This is a genomic window from Asanoa iriomotensis, from assembly GCF_016862515.1.
GTDB classification, from domain to species: Bacteria; Actinomycetota; Actinomycetes; order Mycobacteriales; family Micromonosporaceae; genus Asanoa; species Asanoa iriomotensis.
Genome location: NZ_BONC01000144.1, coordinates 1 through 6508 on the forward strand (window position 1 = coordinate 1; position 6508 = coordinate 6508).

The 6508-nt window shown below is 70.6% G+C and carries 8 protein-coding genes; 2 read left to right on the forward strand and 6 right to left on the reverse strand.

Annotation, left to right across the window (positions count from 1 at the left end):
- Positions 1–13: 13 nt before the first annotated feature.
- From Air01nite_RS40220 to Air01nite_RS40235, 4 genes are read right to left on the reverse strand one after another with little or no spacing between them, the layout of a single operon-like run.
- A complete protein-coding gene (locus Air01nite_RS40220) occupies positions 14–787 on the reverse strand; it encodes an ABC transporter ATP-binding protein (protein WP_203708713.1) in 774 nt (257 codons plus the stop codon).
- Positions 784–1830 (reverse strand): FecCD family ABC transporter permease, encoded by a 1047-nt coding sequence (locus Air01nite_RS40225; protein ID WP_239091291.1) that lies wholly within the window; start codon positions 1828–1830, stop codon positions 784–786. The genes Air01nite_RS40220 and Air01nite_RS40225 overlap by 4 nt, the downstream gene beginning before the upstream one ends.
- Positions 1831–2874: a FecCD family ABC transporter permease gene (locus tag Air01nite_RS40230; RefSeq protein ID WP_203708715.1), complete on the reverse strand. Its 1044-nt coding sequence runs from the start codon at positions 2872–2874 to the stop codon at positions 1831–1833.
- Positions 2861–3871 carry an ABC transporter substrate-binding protein gene (locus Air01nite_RS40235; protein ID WP_203708718.1) on the reverse strand — a complete coding sequence of 337 codons (1011 nt, stop codon included), beginning with the start codon at positions 3869–3871 and terminating at the stop codon, positions 2861–2863. The genes Air01nite_RS40230 and Air01nite_RS40235 overlap by 14 nt, the downstream gene beginning before the upstream one ends.
- Before the next feature lie 154 nt (positions 3872–4025).
- On the opposite strand from Air01nite_RS40235, the gene Air01nite_RS40240 reads away from it, so the two are divergent.
- A complete protein-coding gene (locus tag Air01nite_RS40240; protein ID WP_203708720.1) occupies positions 4026–4433 on the forward strand; it encodes a YccF domain-containing protein in 408 nt (135 codons plus the stop codon).
- On the opposite strand, the gene Air01nite_RS40245 is transcribed toward Air01nite_RS40240, so the two are convergent.
- Together Air01nite_RS40245 and Air01nite_RS40250 are read right to left on the reverse strand one after the other, a co-directional pair.
- Positions 4412–5410 carry a DUF4331 family protein gene (locus Air01nite_RS40245; protein ID WP_203708722.1) on the reverse strand — a complete coding sequence of 333 codons (999 nt, stop codon included), beginning with the start codon at positions 5408–5410 and terminating at the stop codon, positions 4412–4414. The genes Air01nite_RS40240 and Air01nite_RS40245 overlap by 22 nt on opposite strands.
- Before the next feature lie 35 nt (positions 5411–5445).
- The gene (locus tag Air01nite_RS40250; protein ID WP_239091293.1) at positions 5446–5955 is read right to left on the reverse strand and encodes a MarR family winged helix-turn-helix transcriptional regulator; all 510 of its coding nucleotides are present in this window, start codon (positions 5953–5955) and stop codon (positions 5446–5448) included.
- Between the two features lie 90 nt (positions 5956–6045).
- On the opposite strand from Air01nite_RS40250, the gene Air01nite_RS40255 reads away from it, so the two are divergent.
- Entirely contained in the window at positions 6046–6420 is a 375-nt protein-coding gene (locus Air01nite_RS40255; protein ID WP_203708724.1) for a DoxX family protein, read from the forward strand.
- Positions 6421–6508: the final 88 nt, after the last annotated feature.

The following is a 6508-nucleotide window of genomic DNA, read 5'->3' on the forward strand; positions in this document are numbered from 1 at the left end:
GACAGGACACGCCCTAAGCGGGCACGATCATCGGTGTGCCGGCGACCGGGTCCGGGACGATCAGGCAGCTCAGGCCGAAGACCTTTTCCACCAGGGCGGCGGTGACCACTTCGGACGGTGGGCCTTCGGCCACGATCTGGCCGCCGGACATCGCGATCAGGTGGTCGCAGAAGCGGCACGCCAGGTTGAGGTCGTGCAGCACGACCACGATGGTCTTGCCGGCCTCCTCGTTGAGCGTGCGCAGCAGCCGCAGCAGCTCGACCTGGTGGTTGATGTCCAGGAACGTGGTCGGCTCGTCGAGCAGCAGCAGGTCGGTGTCCTGCGCCAGCGCCATCGCCACCCAGACCCGCTGGCGCTGGCCGCCGGACAGCGACCGGATCGGCCGGTCGATCAGGTCAGCGGTGCCGGTGGCGGCCAGCGCCCTGGTCACCGCGTCGTGGTCGCGGTCGGTCCACCGCCGGAACCAGCCCTGGTGCGGGTAGCGGCCGCGGGACACCAGGTCGGCGACCGTGATGCCGTCGGGCGCGACCGGGGACTGCGGCAACAGGCCCAGAACCTTTGCCACGTCGAGCGTACGCAGGTCCGCGAGCGACCGCCCGTCGAGGTAGACGGCACCGCCCTTCGGCTCCAGCAGCCGCGCCAGCCCACGCAGCAATGTGGACTTCCCGCAGGCGTTGGCGCCGACGATCGCGGTCACCCGCCCGTCGGGCACGGTCACGTCGAGGTTGCTCACGACGGCCCGGTCCTCGTACCCGAGGGTCAGGTCGTCCGCCCGCAGTCGGCTCATCCGCCCGCTCCTTGCCGATTGGTCGTGGCCAGCAGCCACAGCAGATAGGGTGCGCCGACCGCGCCGGTGACGACGCCGGTGGGCAACGGGGTGGGCAGCACGTGCACCGCCACGAGGTCGGCGGCCAGCAGCAGCGCGGCACCGACCAGCGCCGCCGCGACGATGCCGCCGGTGGCCGCGCCGAGCAGCCGGTTGGCGATCGGGCCCGCGACGAGGGCCACGAACACGATCGGGCCGGCGACGCTGACCGCGAGGGCGACCAGCACCAGCGCGGTGCCGAGCAGCGCGGCCCGGCTCAGCTCCGCGCGGGTGCCCAGCGTCCTGGCCGTGTCGTCACCCAGTTCCAGGGCCCGCAACGGCCGCTGGAGCAGCATCGCCAACGGCAGCAGGATCAGCAGGCCGCCGAAGAGCAGCCTCAGTTCGGTGTCGCCGGCCTGCCCGACCGAGCCGGTCAGCCAGTGCATCGCCTGCCGGGCCTCGAACAGCTGCGCCCGGGTGAGCACGAAGCCGATCAGCCCGTCGAAGAACGCCGCGATGCCGATGCCGATCAGGATGAACCGGTAGCCGGTGACGCCGTCGCGCCAGGCCAGCACGTACATCAGGGTCGCGGCCAGGAGCGCGCCGCCGAGCGCGAGCCCGCTGACGACGAGCCCGCCGGCCTGGAGCAGCACGATGCCGAACACCGCCGCGAGACCGGCGCCGGAGGTGATGCCGACGAAGTCTGGCGACGCCAGCGGGTTGCGCAGGATCTGCTGGAAGACCGTGCCGGACGCGCCGAGCGCGAGGCCCACGCCGAGGCCGGCCGCCGCGGTCGGCAGGCGCAGCTCGCGGACCACGAAGTCCACGCTCGGGTTGTCGGCCAGGTGCAGCACCGAGGCGACGACGTCGAGCGCGCCGATCCGGAAGCTGCCGATCATCATGGTGACGACGAAGAGGGCGAACACGAGCACCGCGAGGCTCGCCAGCACCACGCCGGAACGGGCGTTGCGCCGGCGGCGGTTGGCCCGCAGCATGGCATCTACTGTGGACGCTGTGATGGTCACTCAGACCTCCGACAGCCGGGCGTAGCGCACGATCGCGACGAACGCGGGCGCGCAGACGACGCCGAGGACCACGCCGACCTGGAGCTCGTCCGGTGCGGCCACGACCCGGCCGAGCACGTCGGCGAGCAGCAGCACGATCGGGGCGAGCAGCATCGAGTAGGGCAGGATCCAGCGGTAGTCCGGCCCGCAGACGAACCGGGCCACGTGCGGCACGACCAGGCCCACGAAGACGATCGGGCCGCAGGCGGCGGTGGCGGCGCCGGCCAGCACCGCGACGACCGCGAAAGCCGCCATCCGCGTACGCCCGACGTGTTGCCCCAAACCCTTCGCGACGTCTTCGCCGAGCGCGAGCCCGTTGAGCGCGCGCCCGAACCCGAGCGCGGCGACCAGGCCGGCCAGCAGGAAGGGCGCGACGCCGGTGAGGATCGGCGCGTACCGGCCGGCCAGCGAGCCGACCTGCCAGAACCGCAGCTCGTTGAGGGCGTCCACATTGGTCATGATGATGCCCGTGGTGACCGAGGCGAGGCCGGCGGTGACCGCCGCGCCGGCCAGGGCCAGCTTGACCGGCGTGGCGCCTTCCCGGCCGAGCGAGGCGATCGCGTACACGAGGACCAGCGCGCCGATCGCGCCCGCGAAGGCGAACCAGACGTAGACGCCGACGCCGCGCAGGCCGAGCACGGTGATCGCGAAGACCACGAACGCGGCCGCGCCGGAGTTGATGCCCATGATGCCGGCGTCGGCGAGCGGGTTGCGGGTGACGCCCTGGAGGATCGCGCCGGCGACCCCGAGTGCCGCACCGACCAGGATGCCCAGCAGCGTGCGCGGCACCCGCAGCTCCAGCGTGATGGTGCTGCCGATCGAACCGTCGTCGTCGAAGGTGCGCAGGGCGTGCAGCACCTCGGACAGGCCGATGTCCCGCGAACCTTGTGTCACGCTCAGGAACGCGACGAGGGCGAGCACACCGCAGAGCGCGACCAGCCCCGGCCCGAGGGCCGAGGCTCGCCGCGCGGTGCGGGTGGTCGCCGGTGGGCTAGCCACCGACATTCGGATCCGCGGCCTTGACGGCGGTGGTCAGCTTGTCGAGCTCGGTGGCGAAGTCGCCGTACGTGTGGAGCCAGAACGCCGGCCACGCGACGGTCGCACCGGCCTTGGCGGCCTTGAGCTTGAACCAGGTCGGCTGCTTCTTGCCCCACTCGTCGTTGGCGGTCGCGGTGTAGGAGCGGCCGTCCCAGAGGATCAGGTCGGGCTGGTACTTGTCGGCGTTCTCCCAGCTGAGGTTCTCCCAGTACGGGAAGCCGGGGTCGGGGCTCTCGGGGTTGAGCACGTCCAGGCCCCAGCTCTGCAGGTCGAGCAGCTCGGGTGCGTACTCCGGGTTGGCGACGTAGACCTTGTCGTCGGCGGGCGACATCGCCGCGACGGACAGCCCCTTGTTGGCGGCGACGGCCTCCTTGAACTTCGCGACGGACTCCTCGAACCGCTGCTTGTTGGCGGCGATCTCCGGGCTGTCGACCTTGGCGCCCAGGCTCTCGGCGAGGTCCTCGTAGCCCTCGGCCAGCTCCACGATGGACTTGCCTTGCGAGACGCCGGTCACGGGGGCGAGCTCGGCGAGCTTCTTGCTCTTCTCGTCGACGCCCTCCTCCATGCCGCTGTGCGCCTTCTCGGCGGGCCACCAGTCACCGACGATCAGATCCGGCGCCAGCGAGGCGGCCTTCTCGACATCGATCTTGCCCCACTCCTCGCCGAGAATGGTGATGCCGGAAAGGTCGAGGTTCTTCAGGTTGGGGTCGGTCTTGACCGACTCGTCGGCGTAGATGCCGACGGGCGTGATCCCGAACGACATGAGCGCGGCCGCCTCACCGGCGTGCGCGATGATCCGAGTGGGAGTCTTGTCGGCCTTGACGACCTGGCCAGAACCGCCGGTGAACGACCAGGGCCCCGCCGCGGCGGCGGGTGCGGCGTCGCCGCCATCGGTGTTGCTGCCACAGCCCGCAAGGGCGGCACCGAGCACCGCCACCGCGAGAATCGGACGCCACACGCGCATGAAGTCTTCCGTTCTACGAACCGGCAGACTCCAGCGGCCCGACGGTTAGGTTAGGCTAACCATCGTTCCGCGCGTTGGCTAGTCGCCCGGACCAGATCGACCAGCGCGGATCCCGCGGCCGGACACGGTGGCGGGCGGCGGTCATGCTGGAGACATGCGTCTGGTTCTGAACGTTCTCTGGTTCGTCTTCGGCAGTGGGTTTCTGCTCGGAATCGCCTACGGTCTCGCCGCGCTCATCTGTTTCGCGCTGATCGTCACCATCCCGTTCGGAGTCGCCTCGTTGCGGTTGGCCGGCTATGCACTGTGGCCGTTCGGGCGCACCGTCGTCAGCCGGCCCGAGGCCGGTGTCGTCACCGGCGTCGCGAACATCGTGTGGGTCGTCGTGGCCGGGTGGTGGCTGGCGCTCGCGCACATCGTCGCCGGTGTCGCGCAGTGCGTCACGATCATCGGGATTCCGTTCGGGATCGCCAACTTCAAGCTGGTCCCCGTGGCGTTCTGGCCGCTCGGCCGGCACATCGTGGAGCTCGACGACGTGCGCACCTATTCGGCGGCGACCACGTAGGGGAAGTCGTCCCGGCGGGTGTTCTGGTCCGGGCGCAGGCCCAGCGGGACGGCCGCGTTGAACACGCGGCAGAACATCACCTCGACCGCGTTGTCGGCCAGGGCGCGCCCGTTGATGCCGGCGAAACCGAAGTTCGCCGCGGTGCCGATCCGGTACGGCAGCACGTCGGGCAACAGCCTCCGCACCAGCGCGTTCGCGTACGCCGCCGGATCCTCCGCGGTCTGGACCGCGCCCACCACCGCGGCGATGATGCCCGCGAGCCGTTCCCCGTCGTCGCGCAGGTCGTTCTGCGGATGCGAGCGGTTCGCGGCGACCGCCCAGTCGTGGTGGGCCGTCCGGATCAGCGGCCAGAGCATCGGCGTGGCCTGCCGGTTCACCTGCTGCCAGCCGCCGTCGTGCGGCAGCTTCGTGACCGTCCACACGCCGATCGCGCGCCCCGCGCGGAACCGCTCGTCGTCGGGGATCTCCAGCACGATCGAGTGGACGGTCACGTCGGTGAAGGCGTTCTCCGCGTTCTCCGGCCGCCAGTCGCCGAGGTCCGGCCGGATCCCGTCGCGCACGGCCGCGGCCAGGGCCGCGAGCAGCGTCAGGTCGTTGTAGAACGGCTCGCGGACCTTGCCGGCCCACATCCGCAGCCCGTGGTGTCCGGCGAGAGCCGCATCCGTGCGGCCCTCGGCCACGAGGCTGCCGACCGCGGCGTCGTCGCGCGCGTCCTCGCCCGTCAATGCCACCAGCATCAGTCCCCCCGACCCGAACGTGACCCGGTAGGTGAGGTCCTCGACCGCCGCACCGTCGAAGTGGACCTTGAACTCGTAGCGCGCCTCCGGGTGGAAGCCCGGCTGGTAGTCGTCGCCGAGGATCGAGCTGTTGACGTTCATCACCAGCACGGTCCCGGTCGTGCCACGGAAGACGTACTGGTCGGTCAGGTCGAGCCGGCTGTCCCGACGCGACAGCTCAGAGTCGAGATGGTGCGACACGCGGCCAGCCTAAGCACCAATTTGGTCAGGAAGCCCTATGAATCGCCCACGCCGAGGGCGGCGTCGGCGATCGTGGCCGGGCACGCGCCGTCGGGGTCGATCGTGTGGATGACCCGGTCGCCGATCGACTGGAGCTGTCGTTGCTGCGCCTTCGTGAGCGAGTCGAAGACCAGCCGGCGCACCTCCGACACGTGGCCGGGCGCGGCCGCGGCCACCTTGGCGAAGCCCTCGTCGGTCATGGTCGCGAGCGTGTAGCGGCCGTCGTCCGGGTCCGGACCTCGGCGCACCCAGCCGCGCTTCTCGAACCGCGCGACCACCTGGGAGAGCCGCGGCAGCGAGCTGTCGGCGAACCGGGCGAGCGTGCTCATTCGCAGCGTTCGCCCCGGTGACATGGACAGGCCCGCGAGCACCTGATATTCGAAGTGGCTCAGGCCGGCGTCGCGCTGCAGTTGGGCGTCGAGCGCCGCGGGCAGGCGGATGAGCATGCTGACCAGCGCGAGCCAGGTCTTGGTCTCGTCGTCGTCCAGCCAGGGTGCCTCTTCCACGCCAGCCAGGATAACCGCGCCCTTGACACGAAATCACTTGCACCGTTAACTGATCGCCGGTTAACGCGTGAAGTCAAAACAGGGAGACTGATGAACGCCCTCTTGTGGGTCATCGCCGTGCTGCTCGCCGTTGCGTTCGTCGCCGCCGGCGTGATGAAGATCGTGCAGCCGAAGGAGAAACTGATCGAGACCGGGCTGGGTTGGGTCGAGGGCTTCAGCGCCGGCAACGTCAAGCTGATCGGCGCCCTCGACGCGCTCGCCGGCCTCGGCCTGGTGCTGCCGGCGCTGTTCGACGTCGCGCCGGTGCTCGTACCCCTGGCCGCGGTCGGGATCGTCTTGCTCATGATCGGCGCGATCGTCGTGCACGGCCGGCGCGGCGAGACACCGATGGTCATCGCGAACCTGGTCCTGCTGGTGCTCGCCGCCGTCGTGGCCTGGGGCCGCTTCGGCCCGTACGCCTTCTGACGTCAAAGTCCTGTCGATCAGCGCGGCCGCGAGGGGGAGCACACTGCCCGCGCTGATCGACAGGACAGCTAAAGGGTCTGTGTCGAAG

Excerpts from the sequence above, each read along its gene's own strand:
- Air01nite_RS40220 (WP_203708713.1), bottom strand. The coding sequence starts at position 787 with ATGAGCCGACTGCGGGCGGACGACCTGACCCTCGGGTACGAGGACCGG.
- Air01nite_RS40230 (WP_203708715.1), bottom strand. The coding sequence starts at position 2,874 with ATGTCGGTGGCTAGCCCACCGGCGACCACCCGCACCGCGCGGCGAGCC.
- Air01nite_RS40235 (WP_203708718.1), bottom strand. The coding sequence starts at position 3,871 with ATGCGCGTGTGGCGTCCGATTCTCGCGGTGGCGGTGCTCGGTGCCGCC.
- Air01nite_RS40240 (WP_203708720.1), top strand. The coding sequence starts at position 4,026 with ATGCGTCTGGTTCTGAACGTTCTCTGGTTCGTCTTCGGCAGTGGGTTT.
- Air01nite_RS40255 (WP_203708724.1), top strand. The coding sequence starts at position 6,046 with ATGAACGCCCTCTTGTGGGTCATCGCCGTGCTGCTCGCCGTTGCGTTC.